The sequence below is a fragment of the Shewanella dokdonensis genome (assembly GCF_018394335.1).
Taxonomy (GTDB): Bacteria; Pseudomonadota; Gammaproteobacteria; order Enterobacterales; family Shewanellaceae; genus Shewanella; species Shewanella dokdonensis.
This window is the reverse complement of the sequence record NZ_CP074572.1, coordinates 1,496,775-1,518,629: the sequence shown is the minus strand read 5'-3', so window position 1 is coordinate 1,518,629 and position 21,855 is coordinate 1,496,775. Positions and strand designations below refer to the sequence as shown.

General features: G+C 50.4%; 18 protein-coding genes and 2 pseudogenes. 12 read left to right on the top strand and 8 right to left on the bottom strand.

Translation table 11 applies throughout. The features are described from left to right. The first annotated feature begins 307 nt into the window (after positions 1–307). The gene (gene acnB, locus KHX94_RS07240) at positions 308–2,905 is read left to right on the top strand and encodes a bifunctional aconitate hydratase 2/2-methylisocitrate dehydratase (protein ID WP_213682914.1); all 2,598 of its coding nucleotides are present in this window, start codon (positions 308–310) and stop codon (positions 2,903–2,905) included. Positions 2,906–2,969: 64 nt separating this feature from the next. Here the strand turns inward: acnB and rsd are convergent, their stop codons facing one another. Then, complete coding sequence (gene rsd / locus KHX94_RS07235; RefSeq protein ID WP_213682913.1) at positions 2,970–3,452, bottom strand: sigma D regulator; 483 nt, start codon at positions 3,450–3,452, stop codon at positions 2,970–2,972. 466 nt (positions 3,453–3,918) lie between these two features. On the opposite strand from rsd, the gene hemE reads away from it, so the two are divergent. The 3 genes from hemE (at position 3,919) to KHX94_RS07220 (ending at position 7,789) form a co-directional block, all read left to right on the top strand. After that, positions 3,919–4,983, top strand: coding sequence for a uroporphyrinogen decarboxylase (gene hemE / locus KHX94_RS07230; protein ID WP_213682912.1), 1,065 nt, complete (start codon positions 3,919–3,921; stop codon positions 4,981–4,983). A 227-nt stretch (positions 4,984–5,210) separates the two neighbouring features. Further along, the gene (locus KHX94_RS07225; RefSeq protein ID WP_213682911.1) at positions 5,211–5,624 is read left to right on the top strand and encodes a hypothetical protein; all 414 of its coding nucleotides are present in this window, start codon (positions 5,211–5,213) and stop codon (positions 5,622–5,624) included. Next, positions 5,576–7,789 carry a putative bifunctional diguanylate cyclase/phosphodiesterase gene (locus KHX94_RS07220; RefSeq protein ID WP_280529637.1) on the top strand — a complete coding sequence of 738 codons (2,214 nt, stop codon included), beginning with the start codon at positions 5,576–5,578 and terminating at the stop codon, positions 7,787–7,789. Before KHX94_RS07225 ends, KHX94_RS07220 begins: the two co-directional genes overlap by 49 nt. 50 nt (positions 7,790–7,839) lie before the next feature. On the opposite strand, the gene purD is transcribed toward KHX94_RS07220, so the two are convergent. Together purD and purH are read right to left on the bottom strand one after the other, a co-directional pair. Then, complete coding sequence (purD, locus tag KHX94_RS07215; protein WP_213682910.1) at positions 7,840–9,138, bottom strand: phosphoribosylamine--glycine ligase; 1,299 nt, start codon at positions 9,136–9,138, stop codon at positions 7,840–7,842. Positions 9,139–9,189: 51 nt separating this feature from the next. Then, positions 9,190–10,779, bottom strand: a pseudogene (purH, locus tag KHX94_RS07210) (bifunctional phosphoribosylaminoimidazolecarboxamide formyltransferase/IMP cyclohydrolase). Between the two features lie 302 nt (positions 10,780–11,081). Between purH and zntR the strand changes: the two are divergent. The 3 genes from zntR to KHX94_RS20330 all read left to right on the top strand — a co-directional run bounded on the left by zntR (position 11,082) and on the right by KHX94_RS20330 (position 12,843). Further along, positions 11,082–11,564: a Zn(2+)-responsive transcriptional regulator gene (gene zntR / locus KHX94_RS07205; protein WP_213682909.1), complete on the top strand. Its 483-nt coding sequence runs from the start codon at positions 11,082–11,084 to the stop codon at positions 11,562–11,564. Beyond that, positions 11,564–12,202, top strand: a complete 639-nt coding sequence (locus KHX94_RS20335; protein WP_425314048.1) for a permease — start codon at positions 11,564–11,566, stop codon at positions 12,200–12,202. Before zntR ends, KHX94_RS20335 begins: the two co-directional genes overlap by 1 nt. A gap of 119 nt (positions 12,203–12,321) precedes the next feature. Next, positions 12,322–12,843 (top strand): permease, encoded by a 522-nt coding sequence (locus tag KHX94_RS20330; RefSeq protein ID WP_425314047.1) that lies wholly within the window; start codon positions 12,322–12,324, stop codon positions 12,841–12,843. A 102-nt stretch (positions 12,844–12,945) separates the two neighbouring features. Here the strand turns inward: KHX94_RS20330 and KHX94_RS21070 are convergent, their stop codons facing one another. Next, a complete protein-coding gene (locus tag KHX94_RS21070; protein ID WP_280529636.1) occupies positions 12,946–13,068 on the bottom strand; it encodes a hypothetical protein in 123 nt (40 codons plus the stop codon). A 648-nt stretch (positions 13,069–13,716) separates the two neighbouring features. On the opposite strand from KHX94_RS21070, the gene KHX94_RS07195 reads away from it, so the two are divergent. Further along, the gene (locus KHX94_RS07195) at positions 13,717–14,163 is read left to right on the top strand and encodes a GNAT family N-acetyltransferase (RefSeq protein ID WP_213682908.1); all 447 of its coding nucleotides are present in this window, start codon (positions 13,717–13,719) and stop codon (positions 14,161–14,163) included. 68 nt (positions 14,164–14,231) lie between these two features. On the opposite strand, the gene KHX94_RS07190 is transcribed toward KHX94_RS07195, so the two are convergent. Further along, positions 14,232–14,480 (bottom strand): hypothetical protein, encoded by a 249-nt coding sequence (locus KHX94_RS07190; RefSeq protein WP_213682907.1) that lies wholly within the window; start codon positions 14,478–14,480, stop codon positions 14,232–14,234. A gap of 167 nt (positions 14,481–14,647) precedes the next feature. Further along, a pseudogene (locus tag KHX94_RS07185) lies at positions 14,648–15,492 on the bottom strand (mechanosensitive ion channel family protein). A gap of 135 nt (positions 15,493–15,627) precedes the next feature. Here KHX94_RS07185 and KHX94_RS07180 point away from each other — a divergent pair. Continuing rightward, positions 15,628–16,131, top strand: coding sequence for a hypothetical protein (locus KHX94_RS07180; RefSeq protein ID WP_213682906.1), 504 nt, complete (start codon positions 15,628–15,630; stop codon positions 16,129–16,131). Here KHX94_RS07180 and ygiD read toward each other — a convergent pair whose 3' ends face one another. Further along, positions 16,132–16,926, bottom strand: a complete 795-nt coding sequence (ygiD, locus tag KHX94_RS07175) for a 4,5-DOPA-extradiol-dioxygenase (RefSeq protein WP_244859370.1) — start codon at positions 16,924–16,926, stop codon at positions 16,132–16,134. It lies immediately after the preceding gene. Between the two features lie 358 nt (positions 16,927–17,284). Between ygiD and KHX94_RS07170 the strand changes: the two genes are divergently transcribed. Next, a complete protein-coding gene (locus KHX94_RS07170; RefSeq protein WP_213682905.1) occupies positions 17,285–18,460 on the top strand; it encodes a type III PLP-dependent enzyme in 1,176 nt (391 codons plus the stop codon). A 535-nt stretch (positions 18,461–18,995) separates the two neighbouring features. Then, on the top strand, positions 18,996–19,757 hold the full coding sequence (gene udp / locus KHX94_RS07160) for a uridine phosphorylase (protein ID WP_213682904.1): 762 nt from the start codon (positions 18,996–18,998) through the stop codon (positions 19,755–19,757). Positions 19,758–19,775: 18 nt separating this feature from the next. Here the strand turns inward: udp and KHX94_RS07155 are convergent, their stop codons facing one another. Then, positions 19,776–21,296: a YifB family Mg chelatase-like AAA ATPase gene (locus KHX94_RS07155; RefSeq protein ID WP_213683362.1), complete on the bottom strand. Its 1,521-nt coding sequence runs from the start codon at positions 21,294–21,296 to the stop codon at positions 19,776–19,778. A gap of 235 nt (positions 21,297–21,531) precedes the next feature. Between KHX94_RS07155 and KHX94_RS07150 the strand changes: the two genes are divergently transcribed. Next, entirely contained in the window at positions 21,532–21,771 is a 240-nt protein-coding gene (locus KHX94_RS07150; RefSeq protein ID WP_213682903.1) for a hypothetical protein, read from the top strand. Positions 21,772–21,855 lie beyond the last annotated feature (84 nt).

Sequence of the window (21,855 nt, the reverse complement as noted above, 5' to 3'; positions counted from 1 at the left end):
GTAGCTGACTGATAGCGAACAGTGAAAAATACTGTAATGCGCCAACCATGTTACAGTAATTCACTGTATTGTATGTAAATGATTAATTTTCAAACTATTGTCTAATATCATTCTGAGGGTTCACACCTTAGTTTATTCTGCGCCCACAAATTTGCCCTCACAAATGATGTGGCTCTTGTGTGATCTGATTCATACTTTTGCAAAGCTGTAGTATACTTCTGCGCGGAAAATAAGGGTCGAATCTGTGGGACTGCCTGCGCTCGCCAATGGGCAGTCGTTAGAGCGCCAAACAAAGAGGAACGTTGCCGTGCTAGAAGCATATCGTAAACACGTCGCAGAGCGTGCTGCCGAGGGTGTTGTCCCAAAACCGCTGGATGCCCATCAGGTAGCCGAACTGGTTGAACTGGTAAAAAATCCACCAGCAGGTGAAGAACAATTTATCCTGGATCTGCTGGAAAACCGTATTCCCCCTGGTGTAGATGAAGCCGCTTATGTGAAAGCCGGTTTCCTCGACGCTGTTGCCAATGGCTCGGTTACTTCGCCAATCCTGAGTGCCGAGCATGCCGTAGAGCTGCTGGGTACCATGCAGGGTGGCTACAATATCGAGCCGTTAGTGAAGTTTCTCGACCATCCTAAATTGGCGCCTTTGGCCACTAAGGCACTGTCCCATACGCTGCTGATGTTTGACTCTTTCCACGATGTGGTGGAAAAAATGCAGGCGGGTAACAACTATGCCAAACAGGTGGTTGAATCTTGGGCCGCCGCAGAATGGTTCCTCAGTCGTCCAAAACTGGCCGACAAGATCACCCTGACCGTATTTAAAGTAACAGGCGAAACCAATACCGATGACTTGTCACCGGCTCCTGATGCCTGGTCTCGCCCAGATATTCCGCTGCACGCACTGGCAATGCTGAAAAACGCCCGTGATGGCATTGTGCCAGATCAGCCAGGTGTTGTTGGCCCTATCAGTAAAGTTGCTGAGCTGAAAACCAAAGGTTTCCCACTGGTTTATGTGGGTGACGTTGTTGGTACTGGTTCTTCCCGTAAGTCGGCCACCAACTCAGTATTGTGGCTGATGGGCGATGATATTCCGTTTGTGCCTAACAAACGTGCTGGCGGTTTCTGCTTTGGTGGCAAGATTGCACCTATTTTCTTCAACACCATGGAAGACGCTGGGGCTCTGCCGGTTGAACTGGATGTCAGCAATATGGAGATGGGTGACATCATTGATGTATACCCATACGAAGGCGTGGTAAAACGCCACGGCACCGATGAAGTGCTCTCTACTTTTGCGCTGAAAACCGAGGTGTTGCTGGATGAAGTGCGTGCTGGTGGTCGTATCCCGCTGATCATTGGTCGCGGTCTGACCGATAAAGCCCGCGAAACTTTAGGATTGGTTGCCTCTGATGTCTTTGTCCGTCCAGCAGTAGTGGCCGATTCCGGTAAAGGCTTCACGCTGGCACAGAAGATGGTGGGTAAAGCCTGTGGCGTTACCGGTATCCGTCCTGGTCAGTATTGCGAACCTAAGATGACCTCTGTGGGGTCGCAGGATACCACTGGCCCAATGACCCGTGACGAGCTGAAAGACTTGGCATGTTTGGGCTTTAGCGCTGACTTGGTGATGCAGTCATTCTGTCACACTGCCGCCTATCCAAAACCAGTGGATGTAAACACTCACCACACGCTGCCAGATTTCATCATGAATCGCGGTGGCGTATCGCTGCGTCCTGGCGATGGTGTTATCCATTCTTGGCTGAACCGCATGCTGTTGCCAGACACTGTCGGTACTGGTGGTGATTCACATACCCGTTTCCCTATCGGTATTTCATTCCCAGCCGGTTCTGGACTGGTGGCCTTTGCTGCGGCTACCGGGGTAATGCCTTTGGATATGCCTGAATCAGTGCTGGTACGTTTCTCCGGTAAAATGCAGCCAGGGATCACGTTACGTGACTTGGTACATGCGATTCCGCATAAAGCGATTGAGATGGGCTTACTGACCGTTGAGAAGAAAGGTAAGAAGAATATTTTCTCTGGCCGTATTCTGGAAATTGAAGGCCTGCAACATCTGAAAGTAGAACAGGCATTCGAACTGTCAGATGCTTCTGCTGAACGCAGCGCTGCGGGTTGTACTATCAAGCTCGATAAAGCACCGATTATTGAATACCTCAACTCCAACATCGTGATGCTGAAATGGATGATTGCCGAAGGTTATGGTGATCGCCGCACGCTGGAACGCCGTATCAAGGGCATGGAAGAGTGGTTGGCTAATCCACAACTGATGGAAGCTGATGCCGATGCTGAATATGCTGCGGTAATTGAAATCGACTTGGAGCAGATTAAAGAACCGATCCTGTGTGCACCAAACGATCCAGATGATGCACGTCTGCTGTCTGAAGTGGCAAATACCAAGATTGATGAAGTGTTCGTTGGTTCTTGTATGACCAACATCGGCCACTTCCGCGCTACGGGTAAGGTGTTGGATAAGTTTGCTAAGACCTTACCAACCCGGTTGTGGATTGCGCCGCCAACCAAGATGGATAAGGAACAACTCACCGAAGAAGGTTACTACGGTATTTTCGGTCGTGCCGGTGCGCGTATCGAAATCCCTGGCTGTTCTCTGTGTATGGGGAACCAGGCGCGCGTCGCCGATGGGGCAACCGTGGTTTCGACATCGACTCGTAACTTCCCGAACCGTTTAGGTACTGGTGCTAATGTGTTCTTGGCATCTGCTGAACTGGCTGCTGTTGCCGCACTGCTTGGCCGTCTGCCAACTGCTGCGGAATACCAGGAATATGCCAAGGAAATTGATGCGACAGCCGCAGATACCTACCGTTATCTGAACTTCGATAAGTTAGGCTCTTATACCGAAAAAGCTGGGAAAGTAATTTTCCAAACCGCAGTATAAGTCAAACCCTATGTCGCCAAAGGCCAGCATTCACGCTGGCCTTTTTGTGTGTATTGGTGAAGGATTATACCGCTGGCTGCATGGGTTCGTGACGTTGCAGCCAGTGGGTGTACAACACCTGTAACAGCCGATCTTCCAGTTGTAGCCGGGTTTCTAGGGTATTAACGAGTTCAGCCAGATCATGGTCCAGCTCATATAACATGTCGTCATTTTCCACTTCGGCATATTTATCAATAAAGTCCAGCATAGTTGCGGTCGTTTCCAGCAATTTGGGCAGGAGCTGATCTGTGAGCTTTTGCCCTTCAGGAAAAGAGTGCATGATCTGGTTGATAACACGGAAGTGGCATTCAGAAATGTAATCGACGAGGTGATCGCAGAACAGATGCACCTGAGCCACGCTCGGCAGGCTTTTATCATGTTTGCTTGGTGGAATGCCCGCGAGCTTAAAGTACTGACTCAATAGTTCGCGCCGGTTGGATAACCAGCGATCGATTAGTCGGCTGGCTCCGCCCCATTTTTGTTCTGCCAGTTCAAGCTTTGTCAGCATAATGACACTCCTTCCCCGCCTAGAATAATGTAAATTTAGGCGATTCTAGACATGCTTGGCAACTGAAACCGTTCAGAGCAGCGACTAAAGTCTATCTATCAAGTGGTTAGTTGTTATTCATCCGGCAATAAAAAGCCCAGCGGTAGAGGTCTACAGCTGGGCGAGGAAAATTTGAAGGGCTCGATGTGACGAGCTTCTTGATTGTTCTTGCTAGCGCAGGCTTTTATACCAAAGGGGGGAACTGGTGCAACTGTTTTCAGTCCAACAACAGATACCCTTTGCTTTTTTCTAGCGGTTTATCGTGAGTCCGTGATCTGCGGCAGATTATCCCCATCAGACACAGTTTTTCTCGGTGGAAATATCCATGTTTGGGGTCACAGAAATATGGTCGGAGAGGTTACATTATTGTGGCAAATGCTAAACTACCGCCCCAGCAAATCCCAAATTAACCTGTAGGAACAGCTAAATGGCAGAATTGAAGAACGATCGATATTTGCGTGCCTTGTTGAGACAGCCTGTTGATGTGACGCCCGTATGGATGATGCGTCAGGCCGGGCGTTACTTGCCTGAATATCGTGCTACCCGTGCCCAAGCCGGGGATTTTATGGCGTTGTGCCGTGATGCCGATCTGGCCTGTGAGGTGACGCTGCAACCACTGCGTCGTTTCAAACTGGACGCCGCGATTCTGTTTTCCGACATTCTCACCGTACCGGATGCCATGGGGCTAGGGTTATATTTTGAAGCCGGTGAAGGCCCACGTTTTGAACGAAAAGCCGACACTATGGCTGCAATCAAGGCCTTGCCGGTTCCTGATCCAGAACAGGAATTAGGGTATGTGATGAAAGCCGTCAGCACTATCCGCCGTGAGCTTAAGGGCGAGGTGCCTTTGATTGGTTTCTCTGGTTCACCGTGGACTTTGGCAACCTATATGGTTGAAGGCGGTTCCAGCAAGACCTTTGAACAGATCAAGCGGATGATGTACGCCGAACCTGCTGCGTTACATCTGTTGCTGGATAAGCTGGCGGATGCCGTGACCTTGTACCTCAATGCTCAGATTGCCAATGGCGCCCAAGCCGTGATGATTTTTGATTCTTGGGGTGGCGCGTTATCTCATACCGCTTATCGCGAATTTTCACTACGTTACATGCAGAAGATTGTGGATGGTTTGACCCGTGAAGCCGAAGGCCGTCGGGTGCCGGTGACACTGTTCACTAAAGGCGGTGGCTTGTGGCTGGAAGCTATGGCTGAAAGCGGTTGTGATGCTTTGGGCCTCGACTGGACCATTGACATTGCCGAAGCGCGGCAGCGCGTGGGTAATAAAGTGGCCTTGCAGGGCAATATGGATCCTTCCATGCTGTATGCGCCTATTCCGCGGATAGAAGAAGAAGTTGCCAGCATTCTTGCGGGCTTTGGTGAAGGTACTGGCCATGTGTTCAACTTGGGCCATGGTATTTCTCAGCATGCTGATCCTGACCACGCGGCAGCGTTTGTGAATGCGGTACACGAGATGTCTCGCAAGTACCACAAATAAACTCAACGTGCTGTTTGAGTGTTAAGGCCCGCTTGCGGGCCTTTGTTGTTTTGGCACTACGCTATATTAGAGTTCACAATTTATCGATTTTTGCAAAAGTGCGGTTGATTCCAATGCGCTAAATCAAGAAAAAGTCTCTCCTAATCAGGCATTATGCGCAGGTTTTTCATTGGTCGGTGTTACCTGTACTAGCTTAGCGCCTGGCCTTCCCATTGGTTGTAATGACTATGTATATAGGCAATCGGATCCGGCTTTTTATTGGCGCCTTCTGCATTCCTGCATTGCTGATAGCGACCTATTGCCTGAATCTATGGTTTCAGCATGGGATGCAGCAGCATCAACAGCAGTTGTTGCAGCAAGATGTCACCCGCATCCAACAAAGAATTACGGCGGATCTTTTACGGTTGCAGCAACTGCTGACCTTGTATGCGCCGATGCTAGAGCAGCAAGAAGTGAAACGTGCCTGGGAACCGTTACTGGGCGGGCATGATATCAGCCTGTTTATTTTCCGTCAGCAGCAATTGCAACTGCTGCTTGGGGGCAATTTCCAACGGCTAGGCAGCTCGCAAATCGGCTGCAAGTCCCGTCTTGGTTGGATACCCAAGGTGGGGGCATTCTGTTTATCAATGAGCGGCCGGTGATGTTGGGTTACCTGCGGCTGCCAGATGGGCAGCTACTACTGGCCAGTCACTGGTTAAATCCGCAGTATCTAGCAGGCTTAGAATCGGAAAATATTGTCGAATTCAGGCAATTACAACCTTTTAGTGCCTTACCTCAAACGCATCCGGCAACCTTCTCTCAGCAATTGTCTTTGCCCTCATTGGGGAATGATTCTGTCATGTTGGAAGTGCGTATGTCACCAAAACCGACATTGCTGATGCAGCGGCACAATCTCTCCATACTGCTCATTCTGTTCGGTGCCGCACTACTGATTGTGGCCTTGGGTTATGCTTGGCTGCGGCTTAAATTGTTGGCGCCATTCTCACGCTTGATGACTGAGCTGGCGCAGGTTGACCCTAGCGTTCGCAATCCTGCGAGGCTGAGCGGTAAAGGCGGCGGCGAGTTTGCGGTATTGGCTGACCGTATCAATGAGTTACTCCTGCGAATTTATCGCCACAAAGAGCGCTCACGGATCACCTTGGAGTCTATTGCCGAAGCGGTGATACTGACCGACCGCCACGCTCGTATCATCTATCTCAATCCGCAAGCGGAAAAACTGCTTGGTGTCAGTCGCCGACAGGCGCTAAAAGCCACTCTCGGAGAGTTGTTTGACAGCGCTAATAGCCTGGATGCTGAAATAAAGCAGTTTATGTCATCAGGTTGTCGGCAAGCCGAACATTGTAAGATGACACTGGTATTGTTGCAGCCACGGATATTGGATCGCGCCTTGAGTAATCTATGTGATGCCGATGGAGAAATTGTGGGCTCTGCTATCGTGTTGCGTGATATCACCGATGAGGAGCGGCTGAAACAGCAACTGCAACATAAAGCCGACTACGACACCACGACCGGTTTGCTTAACCGTGGCGCCTTTGAAGGGCAATTGCCCAACTTTGTGGTGCATGCTCATACCCTGGCGGTGTGTTATCTAGACCTTGAACAGTTCAAATTGATCAACGATAACTGTGGTCATGAGGCGGGGGATCGGATGCTGGCGCTAGTAGCAAACGCGATTGCTACAGAAGTCACTGAGCAGGAGCTGTTTGCCCGGTTGGGCGGTGATGAGTTCGGTTTAGTGATCCGTGATCGCACGGCGTTGGAGGTGACCCGGCTGTTGAAGCGGATAGTGCAGCAGGTGCATCTACAGACCATACATCATCAAGGGATCCATTATCGGGTGGGCGTAAGTATTGGCGTGGCATTTTGTCAGGATGAGCTGCGCAGCACTGATGAGTTACTGAAAGATGCTGACATCGCCTGTATTGCGGCCAAACGCAAGGGCAGTAACCAGATCCATATCTTTGACGGGCGGAATCAGGAACTGGCCTATGAGCGTAATGCTCCCCAGTGGGCGCTGCGTATTACTCGTGCCATTGAAGCGCATGAGCTGCTGTTGTATTTCCAACCGATTCGTAACCTTAATGGGCGTTGCCAACGGCAACGGCTAGAGATTTTGTTGCGCATCAAAGGCGATAACGGCCGGATTTTACCGCCAGCACAATTTATTGCAGCGGCTGAGCGCTTCAAACTGATGCCAGATGTAGATCGGGAAGTGATCCGCATGGCGTTTGACTGGTTGGCGATGCATAGGTCACTAAGTCAAGAGATCTCGATGTCGATCAATCTGTCGGCCAACAGCTTGGGTGCCGATGGGATGATCGAATACATTACCGAGCAGCAAGAGTTGTACGCCATTCCCAGCAGCTGCATCTGCTTTGAAATTACCGAAACCAGTGCGATCCAGAATCGGCAGCGGGCGATGGATATGCTCAAGGCGATGCGTAAACTCGGATTTTCGCTGGCGCTGGATGATTTTGGCAGTGGTTTTGCGTCATATGGTTATTTGCGGGAATTGCCAGTCGATTACGTAAAAATCGATGGTTGTTTCGTGCAACAGCTAGCCGGAAATAGCCGCGACTACGCCATTGTGAAATCCATTCATGATGTGTGCCGTACCATGGGCATTGAGACGGTGGCGGAATTTGTCGAAACGCAGGCGATTATCGATAAGCTTAATGAGATCGGCATCGATTATGCGCAGGGATATGCCATTGGGCGCCCGAGACCCCTAGCGCAATATGCCTTGCCCAATGCGGGATTACGGTTGGTAAAGGACGAGACGCTTGCGCTTAAGACGACTCGTTAGGTGATAAAAAACCGAAGCAATTGCTTCGGTTTTTTTATGACGTTATTGGATTACTGCTGTTTTTCTCTGGCAATCGCCCGGTAGCCAATGTCGGTGCGGAAATACACATCATCCCAGTGGATTTCATCTACCAGCGCATAAGCGGCTGCTTGGGCGGCGGTAACCGTATCGCCAAGCGCCGTGGCACACAGCACCCGGCCACCGTTGGTCACAACATGACCATCCTGCATTTTGGTGCCCGCGTGGAACACTTTTGCATCTGTATTGCCAAGGCTTAGCCCTTCTATCACGTCACCTTTGCGATAGTTGTCTGGATAGCCACCAGCCGCCAGCACTACGCCAACCGCGGCACGGGCATCGTATTCCGCGGTCAGTTGATCCAGTTCGCCACGACAGGCGGCTAAACACAAACCCACCAGATCAGACTTTAAGCGCATCATGATGGGTTGGGTTTCTGGGTCGCCAAAGCGGCAGTTGTATTCCAGCACTTTTGCGGTGCCATCGGCCGCAATCATCAGCCCTGCGTACAGAAAACCAGTGTAGACATTGCCTTCAGCGGCCATGCCATCAACGGTCGGGCGGATAACATGGTTCATGACCCAGTCATGGATTGCTGGGGTAACCACTGGCGCTGGCGAGTAAGCCCCCATGCCGCCGGTATTGGGTCCATGATCGGCATTATCGCGGGCTTTATGATCTTGGCTGGTGGCCATTGGCAGAATATGCTCGCCATCCACCATCACGATAAAGCTGGCTTCTTCACCTTTGAGGAACTCTTCAATGACGACGCGTGAACCCGCTTCACCGAATTTGTTGCCAGCCAGCATATCATCAATGGCTGCATCGGCTTCGGCCTGATCTTGGGCAATGATGACGCCTTTCCCGGCGGCCAAACCATCGGCTTTAATCACCACCGGAAAACCCGTGCGCGCCGCCAGCGTAGCCGCAAAGGCCTTAGCCGGGGCAATTTCAGTAAAATTCTGATAGTCAGCGGTAGGAATGTGGTGCCGAGCCAGAAAATCCTTAGTGAAAGCCTTGGAGCCTTCCAGCTGCGCGGCCGCCTTGGTTGGGCCAAAGATGGTCTGGCCCGCAGCGCGAAACGCATCAACCACACCGATAACCAGCGGTGCTTCGGGGCCAACAATGGTCAGCGCTATCTGTTCCGCTTTGGCAAATGCCAACAGTTTTTCAATGTCTGTCGCAGCAATCGCAATATTTTCTAGCTTAGGTTCCAGTGCGGTGCCCGCGTTACCCGGCGCCACAAACACTTTTTCCACTTCAGCCGCTTGGGCCGCTTTCCAGGCCAGCGCGTGCTCACGACCACCATTACCAATCACGAGTACTTTCATCTGTTAATTCCTTAATGCTGTCAACGGGGAGCTTTGCTCCCTGGCAAATCATCAATGGTGGAAATGACGCATGCCGGTAAAGACCATCGCCATACCGTGTTCGTCGGCCGCCGCAATCACTTCTTCATCGCGGATAGAGCCACCGGGTTGGATGATACAACTGATGCCCGCTGCGGCGGCGGCATCAATACCATCGCGGAACGGGAAAAAGGCATCAGACGCCATCACCGAACCTTCCACGACTAAGCCTTCATCGGCGGCTTTAATGCCAGCAATTTTGGCACTGTATACGCGGCTCATCTGGCCAGCGCCTACACCGATAGTCATGCCTGGCTTTGGCGTATACGATAGCATTGGACTTCACGAATTTAGCGACTTTCCAGCAGAACAACAGATCTTGCAGCTCTGCCGCTGTTGGCTGGCGTTTGCTCACCACTTTCAGGTCTGCTTCGGTGGTTTTGCCCTGATCGCGATCCTGCACCAGTAAGCCACCATTAACGCGCTTGTAGTCGTAGCCTTTAGTAGGTTGCTGCCACTGACCACATTCTAACAAACGCACATTGGCTTTCTTGGCCACGATATCACGAGCCGCTTGGCTGACCACTGGGGCGATAATCACTTCTACAAACTGACGTTCGACGATTGCGGCAGCAGTGGCGCCATCCAGTTCGCGGTTGAAGGCGATGATGCCACCAAAGGCTGAGGTTGGGTCGGTTTGAAAGGCGCGGTTGTAGGCTTCCAACAAATCGCTACCCAGCGCCACCCCGCAAGGGTTGGCATGTTTGACGATAACGCAGGCGGGTTCATCGAACTCTTTAACACATTCGAGAGCCGCATCGGTATCGGCAATATTGTTGTATGACAGTGCCTTGCCTTGTAGCTGTACGGCGGTGGCAACTGAGGCTTCATCAATATTGAGGTCAGTGTAGAAGGCCGCGCTCTGGTGACTGTTTTCGCCGTAACGCAGGTCCTGTTTTTTCAGCAACTGAGTGTTGAAGGTGCGCGGGAACTTGGAGTCGGCTTCGCAGTGGTCTTTGCTATGTGCTGGCACCATGGTGCCAAAGTAGTTGGCGATCATGCCATCGTAGGCCGCTGTGTGTTCAAAGGCAGCAATGGCCAGATCAAAGCGAGTGGCAAGGGTTGTGGCACCATTATTTGCGGCCATTTCCGCCAGTACACGTCCGTAATCGGCCGCATTTACCACTATGGTGACATCTTTATGGTTTTTCGCGGCAGCGCGCACCATCGTCGGGCCACCAATATCGATGTTTTCCACGGCGTCTGCCAGTGTGCAGCCAGCTTTGGCAACGGTGGCGGCAAAAGGGTAGAGGTTGACGACCACCAGGTCAATTGGGCTGATATGATGCTCGAGCATGACTTGTTCATCGACACCGCGACGACCAAGAATACCGCCATGAACTTTCGGATGCAGGGTTTTCACGCGGCCGTCCATGATCTCTGGGTGACCGGTATAATCTGAAACTTCAATAACCGGAACACCATGCTCGGCCAACAGCCGAGCCGTGCCCCGGTAGATAATAATTCTACCCCTTGTGCATGCAGGGCTTGGGCAAATTCGAGGATTCCGGTTTTATCTGAGACGCTGAGCAGCGCACGGCGAATAGGTCTGGCAGTAGTCATTTGGGTACAGTTTCCACTTTAATATATTGCAAAGAACTTTAGCAAAATTATAAAGATCATGGAGTTATGATTATAACTTTGCCAAGGTCCTTCCTGTCGCCGCATTGGGGCTGAACGCCGGAGGCGGTATTCTAACGCAAATCCCCTAGTGGCGTTGTTTTTTATGCCGAACAACACATACGTATCTGGCGAACGAAGTCTGATAATCTCTGCTGGTAAATGAGAGTGATTTGCAGTTAAAATTACTTGACCTTGGATTAAACTCCAAGGTTTATACTGAGCAGGTTCTGACGGGAGGGGTTATGTACCGGATTGGTGAACTGGCGAAAACCTGTGGCATAAATACCGATACGCTGCGATTTTACGAAAAACATGGGTTGCTGGCGCCGTCAATGCGGACGGATGCGGGTTATCGGGTTTATAGCGCTGATGATGCCGCACGGTTGCAGTTCATTCTAAGGGCCAAAGCGGTTGGTTTTAGTCTGAGTGAAATTGCTGATCTGTTATCCATTGAACTGGATAAGGCCAATTGGGCTTGTAGTGACGTCAAGACGATGGTCGATGACAAACTGCAGCAGGTTCAACAGCGGATTGCAGAGCTGGCACAGTTTCAGCGTTCCCTACAAATCCTTTCCGATACCTGTTGCGGTGGCCCCGCCAGTGCAGAACACTGTTCAATTTTACAGGCGCTGGAGTCCTGTGATGTGTCGCGTAGTGAGCAACTGCCCGATAGGGAGACACATGGTCATCGTCACGCTCCGGTTCAGGGTGATTGCAAATGTTAATGAATAATTTTATTGCACTATTTATGGAGTCGGCTCCCTGGCTGTTACTGGGATTATTGCTGGCCGGGATACTGAAAATGTTTGTGCCAATGAGCTGGATGCAGCGACAGTTGGGCGGGCATGGACTTGGTAGTACGGTTAAGGCGGCATTATTGGGGGCACCATTGCCGCTCTGTTCCTGCGGGGTGATCCCTGCCGCGGTGGCGCTACGGCGCAGCGGTGCTTCAAAAGCTGCCACCACTTCATTTTTGGTGTCGACTCCGGAAACCGGGGTTGATTCAGTCACTGTTTCTTATGTGTTGCTTGGCCCATTTATGGCCGTTGTGCGGCCCATCGCCGCTGTGTGTAGTGCCATTGTCGCCGGGTTGCTGGTAGGGCGGGATGAGGCGACCGTTCAAGCAACCGCGGCAGAAAAACCGGTTACCTATAAGCCAGTTGCGGCAACAAAGTTTACCCCTTGGCTGCTGCCACTCCTAGTTGCTGTGGCACAGCAAATTCGTCCTGCTGCGCAACTGTCAATACACCTGAGAGCAGTGACAGTGAAACCCACTATGAATCGCTCTTACAGGATGACTGCGGTTGCGGCAGTGGTAGCAGTTGCTGCTCTGATAATAAAACCCATTATGAAGCTCTCTTAACGGATGACTGTGGCTGCGGTAGTGGCAGCAGTTGTTGTAGCGAGCCGACCGCAAATGCTGGGCAATTATCATTTTTTGCTAAGCTTTGGCACGGTATCAAATATGCGGCGACCGATCTGGTGGCTGATACCGCGTTATGGTTGCTGGTCGGATTGTTTTTTGCTGCGCTGGTAACAACCTATGTTCCGGCAGATTTTCTGGCGCGTTGGGGCGATGGTGTTTTGGCCATGCTGGTGATGGTACTGGTGTCTATTCCCATGTATATCTGTGCCACCGCATCAACTCCCATTGCTGCTGGTTTATTGTTGGCTGGCGTGTCTCCAGGCGCTGTATTGGTGTTCATGCTGGCAGGGCCTGCGACCAATATTGCGACTTTAGGGATCGTGACCAAAGAACTCGGCAAACGGGCGTTGTATGGCTATCTTGGCGGCGTGCTAGGGGTGGCGTTACTCAGCGGCTTTATTGTTAACTATCTGGTGGCAACTTTCGGGTTTGAAGTGATGCCACAAATTGGCGTTGAACATGAAGTATTACCTCACGCGTTGGTGAACTACTCGGCGTTACTGTTGGCGGTGCTGATGGCTAAGGCTGTGTACGATAAGGTGCCGCGGCGCTGGTTGCGGCGCGATTGCTGCTCATAAAGAGTGGTGTTTCACGCTAAGAGAAAGGCACTCATTGAGTGCCTTTCGTGATCCTGTCGCCGACAAGCGGCTGCAAAATTATCAGTTTCATTGACAGAAGTATCAGCTGTTATCTACCGGATTATTTCTGGCCTGCCGTTTGGCGGCTTTGGCTGCCCTTTTTTCTTTCATGCTCATCTGGGGCTTTTTCTTCTGTTCTTTGCTGTTGTTGTGTTCTTTACTCATGGTTTTCCTTCCGTATTTACTTTAGGAGAAACCGGGGGATATTGCTGGCGTTGCCGCCAAATCCCGGCGATCTCAAGACTCACCTGACAGCTGGTGACACCGCTTATTGACGGTATCAACGAAACCAGTTGCATCGACAGCCATCTGCCGATGAACTTCATTCTACGCTGGCGTTTAGAGAGTGGCGCGTTACCACCATAGAATAATTTTTAATAAAAGGATTAATTTTGATAATAATAAGAACTTAAAAACCGTGGCTGGAACAGATTTTTGCGAGCGATTGTCGCACTGAGTGTAACAGTGGGTAAGTTACTGACCGTCTAATCAATTTCATGTAACAAATGTAGAATAGCTGACGTTCTATGTTGGTTATTTAAAAACACCCCGAGTCGGCCATTGCCATCGTTATCTGCGGCAACTGGCTAAAGCGGCCCTGATAGCCGCGATCAGTTTTGGCTCCGGATGATACCCAGCATCACGCTGGTTATCTGCCGATGCAGGTTTTTTCGATGCGCTTCCCGGCCGCCTATACAGGTTCTATCGGTAACTGCATCAGCATCCGGAGCCAATTTATTTTCTGTGTCAGTTGCTGTTTGCTGCCGGTTATCTGTGTTGTAATCGTATTTTTAAGCCTTCGGAAGCTACGCCATGCAATGGTCGTTGTGTGCTTTTGTACAGTTAGATAACCAGACGCTTTATGAAATGCTCAAATTACGGGTTGATGTTTTTGTTGTTGAACAGCATTGCCCTTATCCAGAACTGGATGGCAAAGACACAGTAACTAATGCCAAACATCTGTTGGGGCGGGCGGCTTCTGGCATACAAGCTTATGCCAGGTTATTGCCGCCTGGGTGCAGTTATACTGAGTGCAGTATTGGCCGGGTGTTAGTGGTCAGCGATGCTCGAGGCCAAGGATTAGCACGGGAACTGATGCAGCGCGCGGTGGCGAATTGTCGGGAGTTGTGGCCAGATAGTGCTATCCGTATTGGGGCACAGGAGCATCTGCGGCAATTTTATGAATCGCTGGGGTTTGTGGCAGTATCAGCCGTCTATCTGGAAGATGGCATTTCCCATCTGGAGATGTTGTTAGCTTGATGATGAGTGTGGTGGCGCGGCAATAAAAAAGGAGTGGCAGGCACTCCTTCGTCTATTTGAGTCGCAGTTTAAGCGCGCAGTTTAACATCCGGCTGCAAGTCAACATCGCCTTGCCAGCTAATGGTTGCTAATTGTGCATGTTGCGCCACGACTGCTAAAGGACCGGAATACATCTGTCTGACGAACAGCAAACGATAGCCATACCCCTGAAGTCGGTAATAAGCCATTTTCTGTTCTGGTGTCATTGCATCCCAAAAGGTGTCGCATGCAATGGCGGTCCGTCGCCGTTCTTGATATTGTTCTTGAGTTTGGACCATGATGTCGATTCTTTGACCGTGGGTTTGACCACATCACTGCTGTGGCACTAATACAGCCTAAAAGATAACCACTCATCGTGGTTATTTTTTGACGCAAGACAATTTTATGCCACCTTTTGCGGTTTTCTTAACCCATAGTTTGCGACAGATCACACCAAGATGCTGTATCAGTCAGTGCTCTGATTGTGCATATATAGTTGTCGTATCGGATTGGGAATCTTGATCCCGGCATTGACCAACGCCTGCCACAGCTGCAAATTAATCTGGTATTTGTCCTGAAAATAGCGGTTAGTTGGGATCCAGTAGCGAACCCCAATATCCAAGCCGGTACTATTAAAACCGTTAATGCCAACTTGCAGCGGACATTTTTTATCTACTTGCGGATGCTGCGCCAATATCTCATTTATCAGACGGATCACTGTGGTTGGGTCTGTTTGATAATCAATATTAAAGTGCAGCTCTACCAGTTTGTTAGCAAAAGAGTTGTGTAATACCTCGCCGAGAATGTGTTTATTGGGAATGCTGATCAGCTCACCCTCTTCATTGGTCAGGTAGGTCATCCCAAGCTTGATATCTTTCACTTGCCCAGTGATATTGTTGATGCTGATAGTGTTGCCCACCACAAAAGGGCGAGTGACTATGATAGTAATTCCGGCAGCATAATTGGACAGCATTCCTTGTACTGCTAAACCGGCCCCCAGCGACACGGCACCAACGGCAGCCACCACCGGCGTGACACTGATCCCCAGTTTACCGAGGGCGATTATGGCCACCATGATGATCACCAGCAAACGTACCAGATGGGTGACAAAGGTGCTGAGGGTGATATCAATATTATGTTTCTGTAGCTGTTTCTCCACCACGGTTGACGCTTTCCCTGCCAGCCATAGGCCAAGCAGGAAAATAATCAGCGCTCAAGGATCTGAAAGCTGTAATTCACCAGAAATTCGGTAATAACATCATAGATCTGCTGTATCTGAGCCAGCTCTGTACCCAAGGTGCTATCGGCCATCGGTTTCTCCTTAAATCATCATGTTATGGCGCGCAGTTGTGGTATTGTAAGCGCTGGCAGTAGTTGGATAACTGAATCTTTGCGGGGCTGCCAGCAGTTCCCGCCAACTATACAACGAATCAAAAAAGGACGAACATGAAAATTCCCGCAACCTTGTTGATGATAGGCTTGGCGCTATTTACTGCGAGGCCAGCGCTGGCATCAGAATATGCCGTTGGGGACGTTTTACGGCCTCTCGAGTTACAGAACCAGTTTGAGACCAAGCAGACGTTAGATAGCAACAACAAACTGCTGATTTTTACCCGTTCAATGGCGGGTAGCAAGATTGCCAGAACTGCGCTAGACGGCGTCAATGCCGAGGCCATGCAGGGGATTGGGCTGATTTATATCGCCGATATCAGTGGTATGCCTTCGTTGATCGCCAGGCTGGTTGCTATTCCTAAGATGAAAGACTTTAGTTTCCCGGTAGCACTGGATCGCGAAGGTCAACCGACCAAGTTGTTCCCGGTGGCGGAAGATACGGCTGCGTTGATCAACTTGCAGCAGCTTAAAATTACCCAAATCCGCTATTTTGACGATGCCGATTCATTAAAACAGGCACTGCAAAACAGCGGACTTTCGCTACCAGCCAGCAAATGATTAGCCAATCTGCAAACTGAGCATGGCGATGGCGCGCAGGTCAATACTGTTATTGAACAGTTGCCGGGGCTCGTCGTCATAGCTGGTGCCAAGCAGATAAAACAGTGGTTGCAGGTGATCATCTGTTGGGTGACACATCTGCGCCACTTGTGGTGATACCAGATTCTTATAATCCAACACCGCTGCATCATCATGGCTTTGCAGCTTGCTTGCCACTGCATCGGTAAACTCTTGCGCCCAAGGATAAGCTGGGCCGTCAAACCGCAGAACTCTCAGGTTATGTACCACATTGCCCGAGCCTACAAGCAGGATCCCTTGTTCCCGCAGCGGCCGTAACTGACGCCCCAAGGCATACTGCTGTTGCGGTGTCATGCGGGGGTCAATACTGAGCTGTAGCACCGGAATATTCGCTTGTGGATACATGTGCATCAATACGGACCAAACACCGTGATCCAAGCCGCGAGTGTCATCGACAATAATATTCGCCCCGACCGTTTTAGCTAACTGTTGTGCCAGTTGTGGGTCACCGGGAGCTGAGTATTGTTGGGCATATAACTTAGCCGGAAAACCACCAAAATCGTGAATGGTTTCAGGCTGTTCTGAACCAGTAACCGCTGTGCCATAAGTCAGCCAATGAGCCGAGATCACCAGAATAGCTTTGGGTACTGGTAACTGTTGGCCCCATTGCTGCCATTGGCGGGTATAAGCGGTTTCTTCAATCGCATTCATTGGGCTGCCGTGACCGACAAAAATGGCAGGCATCCGCGAACCGGTATTGCTCTGACGTTCTAACATAGTGACTCCAAAATGGTTTTCATGGGATATCGCAGTTGTAACAACCACTTGCGTCCCTCATCGACTGTGATAAAGCCTACACTCTATTTTTATCGAAAATAATCGCAGAAAAATAAGGGTTATTTTCTAATAAATAGAATGAAATGAGTGCTAGAAATGCTGCTGAAGTATTGCTTGTAATATATTGAATATAAAAGATAAAAATCATTTTTAATAGGATGAAAACATCATGGAATAAAAATTTGCTTCTAGAGCATAAAAATTCGTTGCATCTAACAGAAAAATGTCGTCTACTTCGCACGATTTTCAACCTGTACCGGCAATGTTGCCGACAGCCAGATTAGGAGACCCGGGGCCAATGAGCCAGTTCCATGCTATTAACGTTGCTGATTACTACGACAGTGAAACCTTTAGCAAGATAAAAGCATTTGCGGACACCAAGCCGACGCCATTTGTGGTAATTGATACCAATATCATTGCCAAACAATATAACGACATGGTGGAAAGTTTCCCCTATGCCGATGTGTTTTATGCAGTTAAAGCCAATCCGGCGAAAGAGATTCTGTCTCTGCTGCGTGATAAGGGCGCCAACTTTGACATTGCCTCAATCTATGAGCTGAACATGGTGATGGAACTCGGTGTTACACCGGATCGCATCAGCTATGGCAACACCATTAAAAAACGTCAAGATGTACGGGAGTTCTACCAACGTGGTGTGCGTATGTTCGCCTCCGACTCTGAGCCAGATCTGCGGATGATCGCCGAAGAAGCCCCTGGTTCCCGAGTATATGTACGGATCTTGACCGAAGGCACAGAAACCGCTGATTGGCCGCTGTCACGTAAGTTTGGTTGCCAGAATGAAATGGCTTATGAGCTGCTGGTACTGGCACGCGATCTGGGATTGCAACCCTATGGTATTTCGTTCCACGTTGGTTCACAGCAGCGTGACATCGGCGCCTGGGATGCCGCCATTGGCAAAGTGAGCGTGCTGTTTCAACGCTTGAAGGAAGATCACGGCATTGAACTGCAGATGGTAAACATGGGCGGCGGCTTCCCGGCCAATTACATCGATAAAACCAATACGCTGGGCATGTACGCGGAGCAGATCACTTACTTCCTCAAAGAAGATTTTGGTGACAACTTCCCGCGCATCATTCTGGAGCCCGGTCGGTCATTGATCTCAAATGCTGGCGTGTTAGTTTCGGAAGTGGTGTTAATCAGCCGTAAATCCCATACCGCGCTCGAACGTTGGGTATTCACTGACGTCGGCAAGTTTTCTGGGCTGATTGAAACCATGGATGAAGCCATCAAGTTTCCGATTTATACCGAAGCCAAAGGGCCGCTAGAACGTTGCGTGATTGCCGGGCCTACCTGTGATAGTGCCGACATCATGTACGAGCAGTATGCATATGGCTTACCGGGTGATTTGGCCATTGGTGACCGTATGTACTGGTTAACCACCGGGGCTTATACCACAACCTATTCCGCCGTGTGTTTTAACGGGTTCCCACCGTTACAGGCTTATTACCTGTAATTGGTCAAAAATAGCAACAAGGGCGCCAATAGGCGCCCTTGTGTTGTCTATAGTGTTATTGTCAGTGTTTGAAGCCAGCTTGGCACTTGAGCATGTCAAACAGCTGTTCTTTGAGTTCTAGTTTGCGCTTTTTCAGCGCTTTCACATCTTGGGTGAATTCACTGGAAGGGTAACGTTCGATTTTTTTATCTCTTTATCTAGTTGGTCATGTTCTTCGAAGAGTTTTTGAAACTGAAAGTTAGAATTTTTGAGTTCTGCTACCAGCGCACCGTATTCCGTAAACATAGGCTTACTCCTTAACATTTGGACTGAAAAGAGATAGTTGCCAAAGCATAACCGTTGACCTTCATGGTCTTGTCATCTCGGCAAGTTTTAATAGTAGCGCTAATCGTGCTGTTTTTCAGGTCAGCTGTTTGGATTATGAACAGTGTTTAATTGATGCGTTGCGTGGCTTGTACACTTCGGGGTAACCTTGGCGGTTTCCTTCAAAAATGGCTTTCACAGCCATTGGCTTAAGCGGATATTAGAGGTACATATGGCCGATGTTTTCCATTTGGGATTGAGTAAATCCATGTTGCGTGGCGCCACACTGGCAATTGTGCCGGGCGACCCAGAACGGGTGAAGCGCATTGCGGCATTATTGGATGACGCTGAGTTTCTGGCGAGTCATCGTGAATTTACTTCCTATGTTGCTAACATTGATGGCAAGCCGATTGTCATCTGTTCCACCGGTATCGGTGGCCCATCGACATCAATTGCGGTGGAGGAGTTAGCACAGTTGGGTATCCGTACCTTTTTGCGCATAGGAACCACCGGCGCTATTCAGCCGCATGTGCAAGTTGGTGATATTATCGTGCCCCAAGCGTCAGTGCGCTTGGATGGGGCTAGTCTGCATTTCGCGCCAATGGAGTATCCCGCCGTGGCTGATTTTGGCTGTACTGCCGCGATGGTGGCAGCATGTCGTGCAATCGGGATTGAACCGCATGTGGGCATCACTGCCTCTTCTGATACCTTCTATCCGGGGCAGGAGCGTTATGACACAGTGTCTGGTCGCGTCACACAGCGTTTTGCTGGCTCCATGAAACACTGGCAGGAGCTGGGTGTGCTCAATTACGAGATGGAGTCCGCGACTTTATTTACCATGTGTGCCAGTCAGGGGTGGCGTGCCGCCTGCGTTGCCGGGGTTATTGTGAACCGGACTCAGCAGGAGATCCCGGATGAAACCGTGATAAAAGCTACTGAGCAACAGGCCATTGCCATCGTGGTAAATGCTGCCCGTAAGCTGTTGAGTGAATAATAATGTAGGGCACAGTTTTCACTGTGCCCGCAATCCCGCCAAAAGCCGATCCATTGCGCGATAACCTAATGCTTGAGCGATATGACGCCGTTCAACTCCGGCCGATTGCTGCAAATCGGCAATGGTGCGTGCCACTCGCTGTAATCGATGAAAACTGCGTACCGATAACCCAAGCTTAGTGACACTTTGCTCCAAAAACACCAGATCTGCTGCCTGAAAACCGGCTTGTTTCAATGCCTTACTGCCTAGCTGACTGTTTAACACGCCAGCACGGCTAAGTTGTCGTTCGCGAGCGGCCGTGACCCTGGCCGCAATCTCAGCACTGGTTTCTCCGGTGTTTGCCTGTGCGGTCAAGGTGCCGGGTGGCAGTTTGGGCACTTCAATCGTCAGATCAAAACGATCGATAAATGGCCCGGAAAGACGTGACAGATAACGGCGGATTTGATCTGGGGTGGTGCGGCTGTCACTACCCACATCACCACAAGGGCTGGGATTCATCGCCGCGATCAACTGAAAACGAGCGGCAAAGGTAAGTTTGGCGGCGGCACGAGAAATCACCACGGCTCCCGTTTCCATGGGTTCGCGCAAACAATCCAGTACCCGCCGTGGAAATTCGGCCACTTCATCGAGAAATAACACGCCTAAATGTGCCAATGAAATCTCTCCTGGCCGAGGCACACTGCCGCCACCAACCAAGGAAATGGCTGAACTTGTGTGATGAGGGGTACGGAATGGTCGTTGGTGAAATTGGCTGGGTTCCATGGCCATGCCCGCCACCGAATGAATTGCTGCGACTTCTAATGCCTCTTCATAATTGAGCGGCGGCAACAGCGAGATAATCCGGCTGGCAAGCATGGTTTTCCCGGTGCCGGGTGGGCCTAGCATCAGTAAATTGTGGCCGCCAGCCGCGGCTATCTCTAAGGCTTGTTTGGCCTGGTATTGACCAATAACATCACTCAGGCAAGCGTGTTCATTGGGCGCCTGTGGTTGCTGCCACTGGGTGCCACCATCGATGCCGGGCAAATTTTCCTGGCCATGCAGGTAAGCCGCAACATGTTGCAGATGCTGCGCTAGTTTGACGCCATCATAGCTCACCAGCTCGGCTTCGCTGCGGTTGCCTTGGGGCATTACCAACTGCATGCCCTGTTTGCGTGCCGCCACAATCACCGGGAGTACTCCGGGACATTCCCGAATCTCTCCCGAGAGCGCTAATTCGCCGATAAATTCATGCTGTGCCAACGGCGGCAGTGGTAACTGGCCTGAAGCTGCCAGAATACCTATGGCAATGGGAAGGTCATAACGTCCGCCCTGCTTGGGCAGATCCGCAGGCGCTAAATTGATGGTAATCCGCCGTTGTGGAAACTCAAACCCAGCATTGATGAGTGCGCTGCGCACACGTTCGCGGGCTTCTTTTACCGAGGCTTCTGGAAGTCCCACCAGATTAAATGCGGGTAATCCGTTAGAAAGGTGGGCCTCAACCCATACCTGTGGGGCGTTAACCCCAATGGCTGCTCGTGTGGCGACTCTGGCAATGGCAATGGCCATGGCAAATCCTTTTGTCTCTGGTCGTAAAAAATCCAGTCAGCTTTTGAGTTTAGCAGTAAATCAACGGTAATAGCCGAGTGAATCGTCGGTGATGATTTGGATAAATTCAGTCACGGCAACGGCAAAAATAATTCATTATCAAAGCGTAAGGCTTGGTGCTAGATTGTGCGCGATTTTAAGGTGTCGGTGTTATTGCCGAGACGATCATAAGCTTGCAAGGAGAGTAAAAATGAAAGCGTTGGCGCTGCTAGCGGCAATGTTGGTTACCTTTGTGGTTATGGCAGACGATGAGCCATTGCCGCAGGCATCAGTAGCGGATATTAAGGAATTGGTTCAGGTTTGCCGACAAATGGCAACGGAAGATGAAGTCAGCAAAGCTGAGCTGCAGGATTATCTGCTGGACTGCGTCAATGACCAGCTCAATGAAATGGGCTATCAACAGGTTAAATCCTTGCAAAAATATCAATAAATTACCACTGCCCGTCATCAACACTCATCATGGTGACGGGCAGGCCCCAGGTTTTTCCCGCATAAATAAGTTCACATCGGCTTC